Origin of the sequence: Streptomyces sp. NPDC048659 (assembly GCF_040650575.1) — a bacterium.
Taxonomy (GTDB): domain Bacteria; phylum Actinomycetota; class Actinomycetes; order Streptomycetales; family Streptomycetaceae; genus Streptomyces.
The window spans coordinates 141,573-155,935 of the sequence record NZ_JBEZHM010000011.1 but is presented as its reverse complement, the minus strand read 5'-3'; the positions used below and the strand labels follow the sequence as shown (position 1 = coordinate 155,935).

16 protein-coding genes are annotated in these 14,363 nt (G+C 73.3%); 5 read left to right on the top strand and 11 right to left on the bottom strand.

Going from position 1 to position 14,363, the window contains the following annotated elements; genetic code table 11:
* Window positions 1-26: 26 nt before the first annotated feature.
* On the bottom strand, window positions 27-1,298 hold the full coding sequence (locus AB0C99_RS11980) for an MFS transporter (RefSeq protein ID WP_362473138.1): 1,272 nt from the start codon (window positions 1,296-1,298) through the stop codon (window positions 27-29).
* A 62-nt stretch (window positions 1,299-1,360) separates the two neighbouring features.
* Between AB0C99_RS11980 and AB0C99_RS11975 the strand changes: the two genes are divergently transcribed.
* Window positions 1,361-2,314, top strand: coding sequence for a LysR family transcriptional regulator (locus tag AB0C99_RS11975; protein WP_362473135.1), 954 nt, complete (start codon window positions 1,361-1,363; stop codon window positions 2,312-2,314).
* Between the two features lie 53 nt (window positions 2,315-2,367).
* On the opposite strand, the gene AB0C99_RS11970 is transcribed toward AB0C99_RS11975, so the two are convergent.
* Window positions 2,368-3,141, bottom strand: coding sequence for an alpha/beta hydrolase (locus AB0C99_RS11970; protein WP_362473132.1), 774 nt, complete (start codon window positions 3,139-3,141; stop codon window positions 2,368-2,370).
* 98 nt (window positions 3,142-3,239) lie between these two features.
* Entirely contained in the window at window positions 3,240-4,103 is an 864-nt protein-coding gene (locus AB0C99_RS11965) for a GNAT family N-acetyltransferase (protein ID WP_362473130.1), read from the bottom strand.
* A gap of 105 nt (window positions 4,104-4,208) precedes the next feature.
* On the opposite strand from AB0C99_RS11965, the gene AB0C99_RS11960 reads away from it, so the two are divergent.
* Window positions 4,209-5,363 carry an adenosine deaminase gene (locus AB0C99_RS11960; protein WP_362473128.1) on the top strand — a complete coding sequence of 385 codons (1,155 nt, stop codon included), beginning with the start codon at window positions 4,209-4,211 and terminating at the stop codon, window positions 5,361-5,363.
* Between the two features lie 141 nt (window positions 5,364-5,504).
* The gene (locus tag AB0C99_RS11955; protein ID WP_362473125.1) at window positions 5,505-5,939 is read left to right on the top strand and encodes a hypothetical protein; all 435 of its coding nucleotides are present in this window, start codon (window positions 5,505-5,507) and stop codon (window positions 5,937-5,939) included.
* A gap of 89 nt (window positions 5,940-6,028) precedes the next feature.
* On the opposite strand, the gene AB0C99_RS11950 is transcribed toward AB0C99_RS11955, so the two are convergent.
* The 5 genes from AB0C99_RS11950 to afsQ1 all read right to left on the bottom strand — a co-directional run bounded on the left by AB0C99_RS11950 (window position 6,029) and on the right by afsQ1 (window position 9,820).
* Window positions 6,029-6,229 carry a PspC domain-containing protein gene (locus AB0C99_RS11950; RefSeq protein WP_362473122.1) on the bottom strand — a complete coding sequence of 67 codons (201 nt, stop codon included), beginning with the start codon at window positions 6,227-6,229 and terminating at the stop codon, window positions 6,029-6,031.
* Window positions 6,230-6,319: 90 nt separating this feature from the next.
* On the bottom strand, window positions 6,320-6,886 hold the full coding sequence (locus tag AB0C99_RS11945; RefSeq protein ID WP_362473119.1) for a VanZ family protein: 567 nt from the start codon (window positions 6,884-6,886) through the stop codon (window positions 6,320-6,322).
* A gap of 104 nt (window positions 6,887-6,990) precedes the next feature.
* Window positions 6,991-7,611 carry a hypothetical protein gene (locus AB0C99_RS11940; RefSeq protein WP_362473116.1) on the bottom strand — a complete coding sequence of 207 codons (621 nt, stop codon included), beginning with the start codon at window positions 7,609-7,611 and terminating at the stop codon, window positions 6,991-6,993.
* Window positions 7,608-9,146 carry a HAMP domain-containing sensor histidine kinase gene (locus AB0C99_RS11935; RefSeq protein ID WP_362473113.1) on the bottom strand — a complete coding sequence of 513 codons (1,539 nt, stop codon included), beginning with the start codon at window positions 9,144-9,146 and terminating at the stop codon, window positions 7,608-7,610. Before AB0C99_RS11935 ends, AB0C99_RS11940 begins: the two co-directional genes overlap by 4 nt.
* Window positions 9,143-9,820 carry a response regulator transcription factor gene (gene afsQ1 / locus AB0C99_RS11930; RefSeq protein ID WP_205628185.1) on the bottom strand — a complete coding sequence of 226 codons (678 nt, stop codon included), beginning with the start codon at window positions 9,818-9,820 and terminating at the stop codon, window positions 9,143-9,145. The genes AB0C99_RS11935 and afsQ1 overlap by 4 nt, the downstream gene beginning before the upstream one ends.
* Window positions 9,821-9,990: 170 nt before the next feature.
* Between afsQ1 and AB0C99_RS11925 the strand changes: the two genes are divergently transcribed.
* Window positions 9,991-10,713, top strand: coding sequence for a SigE family RNA polymerase sigma factor (locus AB0C99_RS11925; RefSeq protein ID WP_362473110.1), 723 nt, complete (start codon window positions 9,991-9,993; stop codon window positions 10,711-10,713).
* A 127-nt stretch (window positions 10,714-10,840) separates the two neighbouring features.
* On the opposite strand, the gene AB0C99_RS11920 is transcribed toward AB0C99_RS11925, so the two are convergent.
* Window positions 10,841-11,536 carry a uridine kinase gene (locus tag AB0C99_RS11920; RefSeq protein ID WP_362473107.1) on the bottom strand — a complete coding sequence of 232 codons (696 nt, stop codon included), beginning with the start codon at window positions 11,534-11,536 and terminating at the stop codon, window positions 10,841-10,843.
* Window positions 11,537-11,588: 52 nt separating this feature from the next.
* On the opposite strand from AB0C99_RS11920, the gene AB0C99_RS11915 reads away from it, so the two are divergent.
* Complete coding sequence (locus tag AB0C99_RS11915) at window positions 11,589-11,981, top strand: hypothetical protein (protein WP_362473104.1); 393 nt, start codon at window positions 11,589-11,591, stop codon at window positions 11,979-11,981.
* Window positions 11,982-12,041: 60 nt separating this feature from the next.
* On the opposite strand, the gene AB0C99_RS11910 is transcribed toward AB0C99_RS11915, so the two are convergent.
* Together AB0C99_RS11910 and AB0C99_RS11905 are read right to left on the bottom strand one after the other, a co-directional pair.
* Complete coding sequence (locus AB0C99_RS11910) at window positions 12,042-12,932, bottom strand: aldehyde dehydrogenase family protein (protein WP_362473101.1); 891 nt, start codon at window positions 12,930-12,932, stop codon at window positions 12,042-12,044.
* A complete protein-coding gene (locus AB0C99_RS11905) occupies window positions 12,925-14,361 on the bottom strand; it encodes an aldehyde dehydrogenase family protein (protein WP_362473098.1) in 1,437 nt (478 codons plus the stop codon). Before AB0C99_RS11905 ends, AB0C99_RS11910 begins: the two co-directional genes overlap by 8 nt.
* Window positions 14,362-14,363: the final 2 nt, after the last annotated feature.

The following is a 14,363-nucleotide window of genomic DNA, read 5'->3' as shown; positions in this document are numbered from 1 at the left end:
CGGGGGAGCCGAACAGTTGCGTTCGCTCAGCAGGCGAGGCCGAGCCGCTCGGCCTCGGTCCGGCGCGCCTCGACGCGCGCGCTGTGCGTGCCGCAGAGGGTGACCGACACGACGCCGAGCACCGCCACCAGACCGATCAGGACCGTCCCGGCCCAGCCGCCCGCGTGGTAGGCGACCGCGCCGAGCGTGCCGCCCGCGCTGCTGCCCAGGTAGTACGCGGACTGGTACAGCGCCGACGCCTGCGCGCGGCCCGTCTTCGCGGTGCGGCTGACCGAGGAGGAGGCGACCGCGTGCCCGGCGAAGAAGCCGGCCGTGATCAGCACCAGGCCCGCGAGGACGGCGGGCAGCGCGTCGGCGAGCGACAGCAGCAGGCCCGCCGCCGTCGTGGAGACGGCCAGGTAGAGCGCCCCGCGCCGGCCCATCCGGCCGACCAGCTTGCCCGCGGCGGCCGAGGAGACCGTGCCGACCAGGTAGACCAGGAAGATCGAGCCGATCACGCCCTGCGGCAGCGAGAACGGAGCCTCGACCAGCCGGTAGCCGATGACCGTGTACACGGCGCCGAAGACCGTCATGAACAGCGCGCCGATCAGGTACAGCCGCCTGAGCAGCGGGTCCGCGAGGTGCCCCCGCACGGTCCGGACGAGCGCCCCGGGGTTCAGCGGGCCCGGGGTGAAGTGCCGGGCCTTGGGCAGCAGCAGCCGGAAGGCGACCGCGCAGGCCACCGAGAGCAGGCCGACGGCCGCCAGGCCCGCCCGCCAGCCCCACAGCTGGGCGACCCAGCCGGTGACGATCCGTCCGCTCATGCCGCCGATGGAGTTGCCCGCCACGAACAGGCCGATCGCCGCGATCAGCGCCTTCGGCCGCACCTCCTCGGCGAGGAAGGCCATCGCCGAGGCCGGCACGCCTGCCAGCGCCGCGCCCTGCACGGCGCGCAGCGCGATCAGGACCTCCAGGCTGGGCGCGAAGGGGACGAGGAGGCCGACGCCGACGGCGACCGCGAGCGAGGCCGTCATCATCGAGCGGCGCCCGAAGCGCTCGGACAGGGCGCTGAGGGGGAGCACGCACAGGGCGAGCGCGCCGGTCGCGGCGGAGACCGTCCAGGAGGCGGCCGAGGCGGTGGCGCCGAACGCGGCGGAGACGGCCGGGAGGAGGGCCTGGGTGGAGTAGAGGAGGGCGAAGGCGGCCACTCCCGCGGCGAACAGCGCGAGGCTCATCCGGCGGTAGCCGGGGGCACCGGGGGAGAGGCGGGAATCGGCGGCCGGGCTGGTGGCGGCCGCCTTGGTACTGGCGGAAGGCATGGTTCGAACGTAGGACCGTCCGGTTCATGCGTCCAATGCACGAACCTGCTGTAATCGTTCCCATGGCGCATGAGTACAGGTCAGGGCATCGGCTGTCACCGAACAGTAACGAAGAAGACATGGGACCGGTGCTCGCGCCGAGGCTCGCGTACTTCGCGGCGGTCGCCCGGCACGAGCACGTGACCCGGGCCGCCGCCGAGATGGGCGTGCCCCAGTCGACCCTCTCGCGGGCCGTGGTCCGGCTCGAAGAGGACCTCGGCGTCGCCCTCTTCGCCCGCCGCGGGCGCACGGTCGCGCTCACCCCGGCCGGCCGCCGCTTCCTGACCGCCGCCGAACGGGCGCTCGCCGAGGTCGAGAAGGCCGCCGACTCGGTGCGGGCCGACGCCGACCTCGCCTCGGGCCGGGTCGCCTTCGGCTTCCTGCACACCATGGGCTCCGAGACCGTGCCCGGCCTCATCCGCGCCTTCCGGGTGGACCACCCCAAGGTCCGCTTCAGCCTCGTCCAGAACTACGGCGAGGCGATGATCGAGCGGCTCCGGGCCGGGGAGCTCGACCTCTGCCTGACCTCGCCGGTGCCCGACGCCCCCGACCTGGTGGCCCGCCGCCTCGACGAGCAGCGGCTGCGGCTGGTGGTCCCGGACGACCACCGCCTCGCGGGCCGCAAGCGGATCCGGCTGGCCGAGGCCGCCGACGAGACCTTCGTGACCCTGGAGCCGGGGTACGGGCTGCGCCGGATCACCGACGACCTGTGCGCCCAGGCCGGGTTCGCGCCCCGGATCGCCTTCGAGGGCGAGGAGGCCGAGACCCTGCGCGGCCTGGTCGCGGCGGGCCTCGGGGTCGCCCTGCTGCCGCCGCCCGCGGTCGCCCGGCCCGGGGTGGTCGAGCTGGGCGTGACCTCGCCGCGGGCGGTCCGCGAGATCGGCGTGGCCTGGCTCGACGGGCACCCGGACACCCCGCCGGTGGCCGCCTTCAAGAAGTTCCTGCTCGGCCAGCGGGGCACATTGCTGCCCGAGTGACGGGGGCGACGGGGGTGACGGGAGCGGGCCGTCAGCGCACTCTCGGCGGACCGTCAGCGGAACGAGCGTCCGAACCCCGCCGCCAGCGGCATCCGCAGCCCCAGCGGCGGCGGCGCGGCCATCGCGTCCGCGAGCGGCCGGCTCTGGGCGCGGGAGAAGAGGGCGGAGAGTACGAAGTCGGCGGCCAGGTTGCCGACTTCCTCGTGGTACTGCCGCAGCGCGTGCCCGTCGGCGTGCACCTCGAAGCGGCAGGTGTCCCGGTTGGACTTCTTGGCCCGCTCGGCGAAGCGGTAGGACAGCTCGGGGTCGGTCCGGGAGTCGTTGGTGCCGTGCACGATCAGCACCCGCCGCCCGAGGAGCTGGCGCACCGGCTCGGGCTCGGCCGCCCGGTCCTCCTCGGGCAGCCAGGGCGCGAGCGCCAGGACCGCCGACACCGCCGGGTGCCCGCCCGCCCGCAGCGCCGCCCGGGCGCCCATGCCGCGGCCCAGCAGGCAGACCGGCACGTCGCCGTAGCGGCGGACCGCCTCGGACACGGCCCAGCGCGCGTCCTCGGCGAGCTGCGCGTCCGCGCCGTTCCAGCCGCGCCCCCGGTAGCGCACCACGTGCGCGACGAGGCCGTCGGCCCGGCCCGCGCGGGCCAGCCGGCGGGCCAGCGGGAGCGTGCCGGCGTGGGCGAGCGGGGACGGGCCCCGGGTGGAGGAGGGTTCGCCGTCGGGGAGCAGCAGGACCACCCCGCCCGCCTCCGTGACCGGGTTCGTCGCTCCTGCGGGCCGCCCGAGCCGGGGTCTCCGGGAGCCGGTCGTCCCTACGAGTGCGTAGTGCGCCATGACGGAACAGTCTCAGAAGCGGAGGTGTACGCCATCCGTACGCGCGATCACTGTTACATATCGTCCGGCGCGTCCCGTCGGGCGAACGGGCGGCGGTCTCACGTCCGTTCGAAGCAGTGGACACCGCCGACCACGACGAAGCCGCGCCGCTCGTACCAGCGGCGGGGCCAGTCGTCGGCCAGCGCGATGAGGAAGCGGTCGGGGCAGCCGGCCCGCTCCGCGAGGTGCAGCGCGGTGTCGAGGACGGCGCCCGCGTGGCCCCGCCCGAGGTGGTCCGCCGCCGTGACGAGGTCCTCGATCTGGGCGAGCCCGGCGGCCGGGTCCAGATAGAGGTCGGCCCAGGAGGCGGGTTCGCCGGTCTCGTCGAGCGAGGCGAGGAAGCGTACGTCGTCGGTGCCGCGCAGCCGGGCCGCGCGCCGCTCCACCAGGACCCGGACCACCTCGTCGGGGGCGTCCGGCAGGAAGCGCCGCCAGCTCGCGGCGACCGGCCCGCGCAGCGCCGGGAGACCGACCTCGCGGGCCCCGCCGGGCGCGGGGGCGGGTCCGGTGTGGCGCATCAGGACCGTGCGCGTGAGGGCGTACCCGGCGCGGGCCATCGGCTCCGCGCAGGCGTCCCCGGTCGCCGCGTCGAGCACGTACACCGCGCGGTGCGGCAGCCCGGCCAGGGCCTCGTCCGCGACGGCGGGCAGCGCCTCGGGGTCGGTCGGGCCGTCGATCAGGACGTGGTTGTTCCCGTGGGACAGGGCGTACGCGTCGTCGAGCGCGGCGAAGCCGCCGGGGACGGGGACGGTGCGCGCGGCCTGCCGCCGGGTGAACGCGGCGATGAAGCCGTGCAGGCGGCGCAGTTCGGCGTCGGCGTCGACGGCGACTGTCGAGGCATCAGAGGCACCGGAGGCACCAGAGGCACCAAAGGCTTCGGCGGCACCGGCGGCTTCGGCTCCGGAGGGCGGGGTGGCGGGCATACGCCCAGGCTAGGCCGCCGGTACGGGCGTCCGCACCGGATTTCCGGGCGGGCGGACGGCGCCGAAAGGGGCGCGCTCTACGCGCGTAGGCGCTACAGTGCGGAAATGACGAGCCAGATCCCCAGCACCCCCGCCGCGGACCAGATCCGCCGCGCCCCGAAGGTGCTTCTCCACGACCACCTCGACGGTGGACTGCGCCCCGGCACGATCATCGAACTCGCCCGTGCCCAGGGTTACGAGAACCTTCCCGAGACCGAGCCCGACAAGCTCGGCACCTGGTTCCGGGAGGCCGCCGACTCCGGCTCCCTGGAGCGCTACCTGGAGACCTTCGCCCACACCTGCGCCGTCATGCAGACCCGCGAGGCGCTGGTCCGGGTCGCCGCCGAGTGCGCCGTGGACCTCGCCGAGGACGGCGTCGTCTACGCGGAGGTCCGCTACGCCCCCGAGCAGCACCTGGAGGGCGGGCTGACTCTCGAAGAGGTCGTCGAGGCGGTGAACGAGGGCTTCCGCGAGGGCGAGCGCCAGGCCAGGGCGAACGGACACCGGATCCGGGTCGGCGCCCTGCTCACGGCGATGCGGCACGCCGCCCGCGCCCTGGAGATCGCGGAGCTCGCCAACCGCTACCGGGACAGCGGGGTCGTCGGCTTCGACATCGCGGGCGCCGAGGCGGGCTTCCCGCCCACCCGGCACCTGGACGCCTTCGAGTACCTGAAGCGGGAGAACAACCACTTCACGATCCACGCGGGCGAGGCGTTCGGCCTGCCGTCGATCTGGCAGGCCCTGCAGTGGTGCGGCGCCGACCGGCTCGGCCACGGGGTGCGGATCATCGACGACATCGAGGTCGCCGACGACGGCTCGGTCACCCTCGGCCGGCTGGCCGCGTACGTGCGGGACAAGCGCATCCCGCTGGAGATGTGCCCGACCTCCAACCTGCAGACCGGCGCCGCCGACTCGTACAAGGACCACCCCATCGGGCTGCTCCGCAAGCTGCACTTCCGTACGACGGTCAACACCGACAACCGGCTGATGAGCGGCACGAGCATGAGCCGGGAATTCGAATTGCTGGTCGAGGCATTCGACTACACGCTCGACGACATGCAGTGGTTCACGGTCAATGCGATGAAATCAGCGTTCATTCCTTTCGATGAACGGCTCGCAATGATCAATGACGTGATCAAGCCGGGCTATGCGGAGCTCAAGTCCGAATGGCTGTTCCAGCAGACCGCCACGACCAGCGAGTCTTCCCGCCAGGCGGGCTGAGCACCCCTTCCAGGATGATCATCGGAGCGGCCGGGCCCACCACGCCCGGCCGCCTTCCGGTGTTTGCGGCGGGGCCTTTCGCTGATTAGTTTGCGTAGCCACTCTGCATTCCCCACTGAGATTCCTGAGGACGATTTTCTGATGAAGCAGTCTGCCGCCAAGACGCTCGGTGTCGCCGCCCTCGGTGCCGCATTCGCCGCTGCCGCCGCCGGGACGGCCTCCGCCGCCGCGCTGCCGCTCGTCGGCACCGACGCGCTCGGCACGGTCACCAGCGTCGTCCCGCTCGGCGAGGACGTGACCGACCTGCCCTCCGGCGTCGCCGAGACCCTCGGCGCCGGCCAGAACGCCCTCAACCTCGGCGCCGAGCAGGGCGTCGGCACCCTCCCGCAGATCGCCGACCAGGCCACCAAGGCCCTCCCGCCGGTCACCGACCAGGCCACCAAGGTCCCCATGGACGGCGTCCAGGCCGGCCTCGCCCACACCCCGGCCGGCCAGCTCACCGGCCTCCTCGGCGGCCTCCCGGTCGGCCAGCTCACCGGCGGCCTGCCCACCGGCGGCCTCGGCCTCCCGGTCTGATCCGGCCCCGCACCGCGCACACGCCCGAGGGCGCTCCTCCCGGACCGGGAGGGGCGCCCTCAGGCATGTGTACGGACGGACGGGCGCGGCTACCAGGCGGTGCTCGACGCCTTCTCCGCCGGCAGCAGCACCCACAGCGCCAGGTACAGCAGGAACTGCGGCCCCGGCAGCAGACAGGACACCACGAAGATCACGCGCATCGTCGTCGAGGAGATGCCGAAGCGCCGTGCCAGCGCCGCGCACACTCCACCGATCACGCGTCCTTCACGGGGGCGGGCAAGTGCGGCCATGGTGGGCTCCTTCGGAGTCTCGCGGGGGCCGCTCGTCGGCCCCCCGATGTGACTCCATCCTCGCCCGGCACCGGGGGACGAAGCGTCGGTCTACGGGGCGATCCCGACCCTGGGAATCGTCGGGGTCGCCCCCTGCGGGGAACGCGCCGGTCTCCTCCCCGAGGAGGAGACCGTCCCCGACCTGCGGCGCAGCCGCGCCCGCCCGGCCGGCACCACCAGCAGATGGGCGAGCGCCACCCCCGCCGTGTTCAGCAGCACCGAGTCCACGTCCACGACCTGCCCCGGCACCGCCGTCTGCAACAGCTCGATCGTCACCGACAGCAGCGCCCCCGCCGCCGTCGTCCGGACCAGCGAGGCCCACGGGGAGACGCACAGCCGCCCGTCCGCCATCGGCAGCAGCACCCCGAGCGGAGCCAGCAGCAGCAGCTCCCCGCCGATCCGCCGGACCGCCTCGGCCGCGCCGAGCGCCAGATCGCCTCTGATCCCGGCCAGCGGGGTCAGATTCGGCGCCATCACCCAGGCCACGTCGCGGGGGCGGAGCGCCACCCAGGCGACCAGCAGCAGATGGGCGAGGAGGAGGACGAACCCCGCCACGCGCACGACCACGGCGGCACTGCCGCCCGAACCGTCGGAATCACCCGAACCTTGACGCTGCACGCCCCCCAAGACGCGCGCCCCGGCGGAATCGGTTCCGGCCCCCCGAAACCCGAGGTCAGCGACGGGGCGCGGCCCGATGAGGAAGCCCCCGGGCCGCCGCGCGCTCAGGAAGCGCCCGGCCCCGTCTGGACCGTCTGCACCGCCGAGTCCGGGCGCTCCTTCAGCTCTTGCGTGCACCGGTAGCGCCGCGGCTCGTACGGGCCGGGCCCGCCCAGCACCACCGTGTCCCCGCCCGCGCCCGCCGCGCTCTCCGCGAAGGTGCACACGATCTGCGCGAACGCCGTCGGCGGCAGGTCCTCCGGCTGACGGCTCAGCCGCAGCGTGCCCTTCGGGTCGCCCCGGTGCCCGGCGGTCACCACCAGCGGCCCCTTCACCGCCGTGGCGAACCCGGCCTGCCGCTCGCCGTCCGAGGGCTCCGTCTCCAGCTGCGTCAGCAGCGCCGACGCCGTGCGCACCGGGTCGCCGACCGTCTTCTCCTCCGGCAGCGGCGAGCGCCGGTCCACCCGCTCCAGCTGCGCCCCGCACAGCAGGTACACGCGCAGCGGCACCCCCGGCACCCCCGGCGCGGACGACTCGTCGGTCACGTTGCACGGCACCCGGGTGGGCGCGGCGCCCGCGTCCACCGGCACCGAGGTGGTCCGGATCCCGCAGCCCGACAGCAGCCCGGCGGCCAGCACCGCGCCCGCCGCGAGCAGGGCACCGGCGCCCGTACGACGACGTCTCAACGCTCCTCCTCACCCTGGCTGCTGCGGGTCTGCAGCTCCCGCGCGATCCCGGAGGCGTCCCGGGGCAGCCGCAGCACGAACACCGCGCCGTCCACCCGGCCCTCCGCGTCGGCCGAGTTGGCGGCGGTGATCGAACCGCCGTGGATCACCGCGTTCTCCATCGCGATCGACAGGCCGAGGCCGCTGCCCTCGGAGCGGGGCCGGGAGGCGCTCGCCTTGTAGAAGCGGTCGAAGACGTGCGGCAGCACCTCCTCGGGGATGCCGGGCCCGTGGTCGCGCACCGCGATCACCAGGTCCTCGCCGGTCTCCGTCTCCTCGGTGCGCACCGAGACCCGCACCGGCGAGCCGCCGTGCTTGAGCGCGTTGCCGATCAGGTTGGCCAGGATCACGTCGAGCCGGCGCGGATCGAGCCGGGACACGATCCCGCGCTCGGCGTCCAGGTCCACCGCGTCGAGCCAGGCCCGCGCGTCGATGCAGGCGGTGATCTGGTCGGCGATGTCCACGTCGTCCAGGACCAGCCGGGCGGTGCCCGCGTCGAAGCGGGTCACCTCCATCAGGTTCTCCACCAGGTCGTTGAGCCGCCGGGTCTCGCTGACCACCAGCGCGACCGCGGGCGCGATCATCGGGTCGAGCGAGTCCTGCTCGTCCTCCAGGACCTCGGTCACGGCCGTCAGCGCGGTCAGCGGGGTGCGCAGCTCGTGCGACATGTCGGCGACGAAGCGCCGGCTGGCCTCGTCCCGGGCGCTCATGTCCGCGACCCGCTTCTGCAGCGATTCGGCCGCGCTGTTGAACGTACGGGACAGATCGGCCAGTTCGTCGGTGCCGGAGACCTGGAGGCGGGTGTCCAGCTTGCCCTCGCCGAGCTGCCGGGCGGCCTCGCCGAGCCGCTGCACCGGCCGCAGCACGGTCGAGGAGGCGACCTGCGCGAGCAGCACCGAGCCGATCACCGCGAGCCCGGTGGCGATCCCGAGGGACCAGCCGAGCGAGTTGAGGTCGGCCTTCTCCGCGGCGAGCGACTTGAACATGTAGCCGGTCGGCCCGCCGCCGTCGATCTTCGTCCCGCCCACCAGGTAGGGCGTCGACTCGCGCTGGGTCCGCTGCCAGAACAGGTGGTACGGGAAGTCGTTGGCGTCCGTCACAGGACGCTTGGTCTCCACCGCGGTCTGCAGCGAGCGCGGCACGTCCGCGAGCGTGAAGGCGTCCGGGTCGGAGGCGCCGACGATCGGCTTGCCCGCGTCCCGCTCGCCGATCAGCAGCACGCTGTAGCCGGCGCTGCCGCTCGCCATCTGCTCGGCGGTGCGGCGCAGCTCCTCCTCGGTGGGCCGCGGCGGCAGCGTCGCCGCCCGGTTCTGCATCTCCTGCCGGAAGTCGTTGAGCGCCCCGTTCTGGGTGCGGGTCAGCACCGCCTCGCGGTTCAGCCAGTACGCGATCCCGGACGCCGCCGCGGCGGCGGTGAGGGCGACGAGGGCGAACACGACGACGAGCCGGAGCCGCAGGCTGGTGAGCCGGAGCCCCGCGATGATCCCTTTGCTCACGCAGGGACGTCCAGCCGGTAGCCGACACCCCGCACGGTGCGGATCAGGGTCGGCGAGGACGGCACGTCCTCGACCTTGGCCCGCAGCCGCTGCACACAGGCGTCCACCAGGCGCGAGTCGCCCAGGTAGTCGTGCTCCCACACCAGCCGCAGCAACTGCTGCCGGGACAGGGCCTGTCCGGGCCGCCGGCTCAGCTCCAGGAGCAGCCGCAGCTCGGTCGGGGTGAGCTGGAGGTCCTCGCCGTTCTTCGTGACGGTCATCGCGGAACGGTCGATGACCAGCGAGCCGAAGCTGGCCGAGTCGGTGGACTCCCGCTCGCCGCGCCGCAGCACGGCCCGGATCCGGGCGTCGAGCACCCGGCCCTGCACGGGCTTCACCACGTAGTCGTCGGCGCCGGACTCCAGCCCCACCACCACGTCGATGTCATCGCTGCGGGCGGTCAGCAGGATGATCGGCAGCTGGTCCGTACGCCGGATCCGGCGGCACACCTCGAATCCGTCGATGCCGGGCAGCATCACGTCCAGCACGACCAGGTCGGGCCGCTGCTCCTTGAGGAGCTTCAGGCCGTCCTCTCCCGTCGCCGCGGTGGCCACACGGTGGCCCTGGCGTGACAGGGAGAGTTCGAGGGCCGTGCGGATGGCGTCGTCGTCCTCGATCAGCAACAGGAAAGGCACGGCCTCATTCTGTCCCATCAGGCCGTCCGGGATCGACCGTCCGGCCGGGGGGCCTTTCGACCCCCCGCCTGTGACACGCCTGTGACAGTCGGGGGACACCCCGATGAAGTGGGCCGGGCAGGCTTCTCGACATCAAGGACCTACGGACTCCAACCGGCGGGGGGCGCGAAATGAACGCACTGCACAGCACCACCTCAAGCGCAGTTGTCACGCGCCTCCACGACGTCACCCGGAGTGCGGAGAAGTCCGGCGCGGTGAACGGACGGGGGTGCGTTCGCAGCGTCGGGCGTCAGCACAAGGCGCCGTACATGGTCGCCGTGGCTGACGGGGCAGCGGTGTACGGGGAGGTCACGGGGGAGCGCTCCGGCTGTTCGGAGGCCGAGTTCACGGCCTACGTCCAGGAGCGCCGGGCCTCCCTGTACGCCACCGCCTACCACCTGACCGGCGACCGCTTCGAGGCGGAGGACCTGCTGCAGAGCGCGCTGTTCTCCACCTACCGGGCGTGGGACCGGATCAGCGACAAGGCCGCGGTCGGGGGCTACCTGCGGCGCACGATGACCAATCTGCACATCAGCGCCTGGCGCCGCCGCAAGCTCAACGAGTACCCGACCGAGGAGCTGCCGGAGACGGTGGGCGAGACGGACGCGATGCGGGGCACCGAGCTGCGCGCGGTCCTGTGGCAGGCCCTGGCCCGGCTGCCCGAGCTCCAGCGCACGATGCTGGTGCTGCGCTACTACGAGGGCCGTACGGATCCGGAGATCGCGGAGATCCTGGACATCAGTGTCGGCACGGTGAAGTCGAGCATCTGGCGCTCCCTGCGGAGGCTGCGCGAGGACGAGGTGCTGAGCTTCGGCCGTGACGAGGAGGAGTCCTTCGGCGAGCTGGTCGCCTGAGGGCGGTACGGGGGAACACGGGGGAAGCACGGGGGACCGTACGGGGGTACGGGGGAAAACGGCGAGGGCCGGACAGGATCGGGGGATCCTGTCCGGCCCTCGGCGCGTGTACGGGGCCGGGCCCGGGTCAGCGGGTCGCGGGGGTGCGGCAGCGGCCCGCCGCGGCGGCGGCCAGCCGGCCCAGCGCCTCGTCCTTGCCGCAGGGGTGGGCGCCCAGGGCGGCCTGGCGGGCCACGATCGAGCGCTCGGCGCGCATCAGGCGCCAGCCCCGGCGCAGCAGCATGGGGACCGACTTGCGGCCTTCCTTGAGGTCGCGCAGGAGGCGGCGGCGGAAGGTCGTGGAGGGGCGCCCGCGCAGGCAGAGCGCGTCGGCCAGCACGCCGAGCTCGCTGCACCGCGCGACGATGTCGGCGGCGAAGATGCCCTCGGCCACGAACAGCGGGGTCCGCTCGATGTCGAGGGTCTCGTGGTCCACGCGGGAGCTGGTGGAGATGTCGTACACCGGCACGGCGGTCCGGCCGCTGCGGCAGAGCTCCACGATCGCGGCGACGGCCGCGTCACCGTCCCAGGAGCGTGGGGAGTCCCAGTCGACGTCCGCGCTGCCCTCGACCAGCGGCAGCGAGGGGTCGTCGGCCTCCTTGTAGAAGTCGTCGAGGCGCAGCACCGGGAGGCCGGTGACGGCGGCGAGGGACGACTTGCCGGAGCCTGAGGGGCCCGCGAGCAGGACGACCCGGGTCGGGATCGGTTGGGAACTCACGGGACACCAGTGTGAACCATTACCCCGTAAAGGGGACCACCGAGGCGGCCCGTTGGTATCGAGCATCACACCTCCACTACTGTCCGTACCCGCCCTCTCACTCTCCGGAAGGATCTTCATGGCGCGTCACGCAGAATCCAGGACCCCCCGCCGCGGTGCCCTGCTGAAGGCCGGTCTCACGGTCACGGCGGCCGGCGCGGCCATGCTCGGCGTGGGCGGTGCGGCGCAGGCCGCGCAGGCCCTGCCGGTGCCGCTGCCGGGCGACTCGCTCACCCAGGTCGACGGCGCCGCCGCCCTGTCGGGTGTCGGGCACGCGGTGGCGCCGCTGACCCGGCTCCAGCTCGACCCGCTGGCCAACACCGGCGTGGACCCGCTCGACAACGGGCTGGGCACCCAGATCGCCGACTTCAAGCCGGTCGGCACCACCCTGCTCACCGACCACGTCACCAAGGGCGGGGCGCTGGCCGACCTGCCCGTGGCGGGGCCGCTGACGCAGTCGCTGCTCCCGTAGACGGCCGACGCCCCCGGCGCGGCCTCGGGGGCCGTGCCGGGGGCGTCGGGTGCGCGGGGCTCAGTAGGCGGAGCCGGAGGCGCCCAGCGAACCCGTCGGGTGCCAGACCGTCTTGGTCTCCAGGAACGCGGTCATGCGGTCCGTGCCGGGGGACGCGGTGAAGTCCTCGGCGCGCGGGCGCAGGACCCGCTTCAGGTTGTCCGCCGCCGCGATCTCCAGCTCGCGCGCCAGCTCGGCGTCGGCGCCGGTCAGGTCGATCGCGTTGACGTCCTGGTGGGCCGCGAGGTGCGGGCCCATCTCGGACGCCTTGCCGGAGAGCAGGTTGACCACGCCGCCGGGCAGGTCGGAGGTGGCCAGCACCTCGCCCAGGGACAGGGCGGGCAGCGGGGCCTTCTCGCTGGTGACGACGACCGCCGTGTTGCCGGTCGCGATGACCGGGGCGATCACCGAGACCAGGCCCAGGAAGGACGAGTCCTGCGGGGCGAGGACGGTGACGACGCCGGTCGGCTCCGGGGTGGACAGGTTGAAGTACGGGCCCGCCACCGGGTTGGCGCCGCCGACGACCTGGGCGATCTTGTCGGTCCAGCCCGCGTACCAGACCCAGCGGTCGATCGCCGCGTCGACGACCGCCGCCGCCTTCGACTTCGACAGGCCCTCGGCCTCGCCGACCTCGCGGACGAACTGGTCCCGGCGGCCCTCCAGCATCTCGGCGACGCGGTAGAGGATCTGGCCGCGGTTGTACGCGGTCGCGCCCGCCCAGCCGCCGAACGCCTTGCGGGCGGCGACGACCGCGTCACGGGCGTCCTTGCGGGACGAGAGCGGCGCGTTGGCCAGCCAGTTGCCCTTGGAGTCGGTCACCTCGTACACCCGGCCGCTCTCGGAACGCGGGAACTTCCCGCCCACGTACAGCTTGTAGGTCTTGAAGACGCCAAGACGGGTCGTGTCAGACATCGAGGTAGCCCTCCAGGCCGTGGCGGCCGCCCTCGCGGCCGAAGCCCGACTCCTTGTAGCCGCCGAAGGGCGAGGTCGGGTCGAACTTGTTGAACGTGTTGGCCCAGACGACGCCGGCCCGGAGCTTGTTCGCGACCGCGAGGATGCGGGAGCCCTTCTCCGTCCAGATGCCCGCCGACAGGCCGTACTGGCTGTTGTTGGCCTTGGCGACGGCCTCGTCGGGGGTACGGAAGGTCAGCACCGACAGGACCGGGCCGAAGATCTCGTCGCGGGCCACCGTGTGCGCCTGGGTGACGCCGGTGAACAGCGTCGGGGCGAACCAGTAGCCGGCCGAGGGGAGCTCGCAGGGGGCGGACCAGCGCTCGGCGCCCTCCGTCTCGCCCCGCTCGACGAGCGTGGTGATCCGGGCCAGCTGCTCGGCGGAGTTGATGGCGCCGATGTCGGTGTTCTTGTCGAGCGGGTCGCCCAGGCGCAGGGTGCTCAGGCGGCGCTTGAGGGAGTCCAGCAGCTCGTCGTGGATCGACTCCTGGACCAGCAGGCGCGAGCCCGCGCAGCAGACCTGGCCCTGGTTGAAGAAGATGCCGTTGACGATGCCCTCGACGGCCTGGTCGACGGGGGCGTCGTCGAAGACGATGTTGGCGCCCTTGCCGCCCAGCTCCAGGGTCACCTTCTTGTCGGTGCCCGCGACGGAGCGCGCGATGGCCTTGCCGACGGCGGTCGAGCCGGTGAAGGCGACCTTGTTCACGTCCGGGTGCGCGACCAGGGCGGCGCCCGTGTCGCCGTACCCCGGAAGGATGTTGACGACGCCCTTGGGCAGGCCCGCCTGGCGGCAGATGTCCGCGAAGAACAGCGCGGAGAGCGGGGTCGTCTCGGCCGGCTTCAGGACGACCGTGTTGCCGGTCGCGAGGGCCGGGGCGATCTTCCACGCCAGCATCAGCAGCGGGAAGTTCCACGGGATGACCTGGCCGGCCACGCCCAGCGGGCGCGGGTCGGCGCCGTAGCCGGCGTGGTCCAGCTTGTCGGCCCAGCCCGCGTAGTAGAAGAAGTGCGCGGCGACCAGCGGGAGGTCCGCGTCGCGGGTCTCCTTGATCGGCTTGCCGTTGTCCAGGGTCTCCAGGACGGCCAGCTCGCGGCTGCGCTCCTGGATGATCCGGGCGATCCGGAAGAGGTACTTGGCGCGCTCGGAGCCGGGCAGCGCCGACCACTTCTCGAACGCCTTCCGCGCCGCCTTCACCGCGCGGTCCACGTCCTCGGCGCCCGCCTGGGCGACCTCGGACAGGACCTCCTCGGTGGAGGGGGAGACGGTCTTGAAGACCTTGCCGTCGGCCGCGTCGACGAACTCGCCGTCGATGAACAGGCCGTAGGAGGGGGCGATGTCGACGACGGACCGGGACTCGGGCGCCGGCGCGTACTCGAATACAGATGCCATGT

Excerpts from the sequence above, each read along its gene's own strand:
- AB0C99_RS11980 (WP_362473138.1), bottom strand. The coding sequence starts at position 1,298 with ATGCCTTCCGCCAGTACCAAGGCGGCCGCCACCAGCCCGGCCGCCGAT.
- AB0C99_RS11975 (WP_362473135.1), top strand. The coding sequence starts at position 1,361 with ATGGCGCATGAGTACAGGTCAGGGCATCGGCTGTCACCGAACAGTAAC.
- AB0C99_RS11970 (WP_362473132.1), bottom strand. The coding sequence starts at position 3,141 with ATGGCGCACTACGCACTCGTAGGGACGACCGGCTCCCGGAGACCCCGG.
- AB0C99_RS11965 (WP_362473130.1), bottom strand. The coding sequence starts at position 4,103 with ATGCCCGCCACCCCGCCCTCCGGAGCCGAAGCCGCCGGTGCCGCCGAA.
- AB0C99_RS11960 (WP_362473128.1), top strand. The coding sequence starts at position 4,209 with ATGACGAGCCAGATCCCCAGCACCCCCGCCGCGGACCAGATCCGCCGC.
- AB0C99_RS11955 (WP_362473125.1), top strand. The coding sequence starts at position 5,505 with ATGAAGCAGTCTGCCGCCAAGACGCTCGGTGTCGCCGCCCTCGGTGCC.
- AB0C99_RS11950 (WP_362473122.1), bottom strand. The coding sequence starts at position 6,229 with ATGGCCGCACTTGCCCGCCCCCGTGAAGGACGCGTGATCGGTGGAGTG.
- AB0C99_RS11925 (WP_362473110.1), top strand. The coding sequence starts at position 9,991 with ATGAACGCACTGCACAGCACCACCTCAAGCGCAGTTGTCACGCGCCTC.
- AB0C99_RS11920 (WP_362473107.1), bottom strand. The coding sequence starts at position 11,536 with ATGCTCGATACCAACGGGCCGCCTCGGTGGTCCCCTTTACGGGGTAAT.
- AB0C99_RS11915 (WP_362473104.1), top strand. The coding sequence starts at position 11,589 with ATGGCGCGTCACGCAGAATCCAGGACCCCCCGCCGCGGTGCCCTGCTG.
- AB0C99_RS11910 (WP_362473101.1), bottom strand. The coding sequence starts at position 12,932 with ATGTCTGACACGACCCGTCTTGGCGTCTTCAAGACCTACAAGCTGTAC.
- AB0C99_RS11905 (WP_362473098.1), bottom strand. The coding sequence starts at position 14,361 with ATGGCATCTGTATTCGAGTACGCGCCGGCGCCCGAGTCCCGGTCCGTC.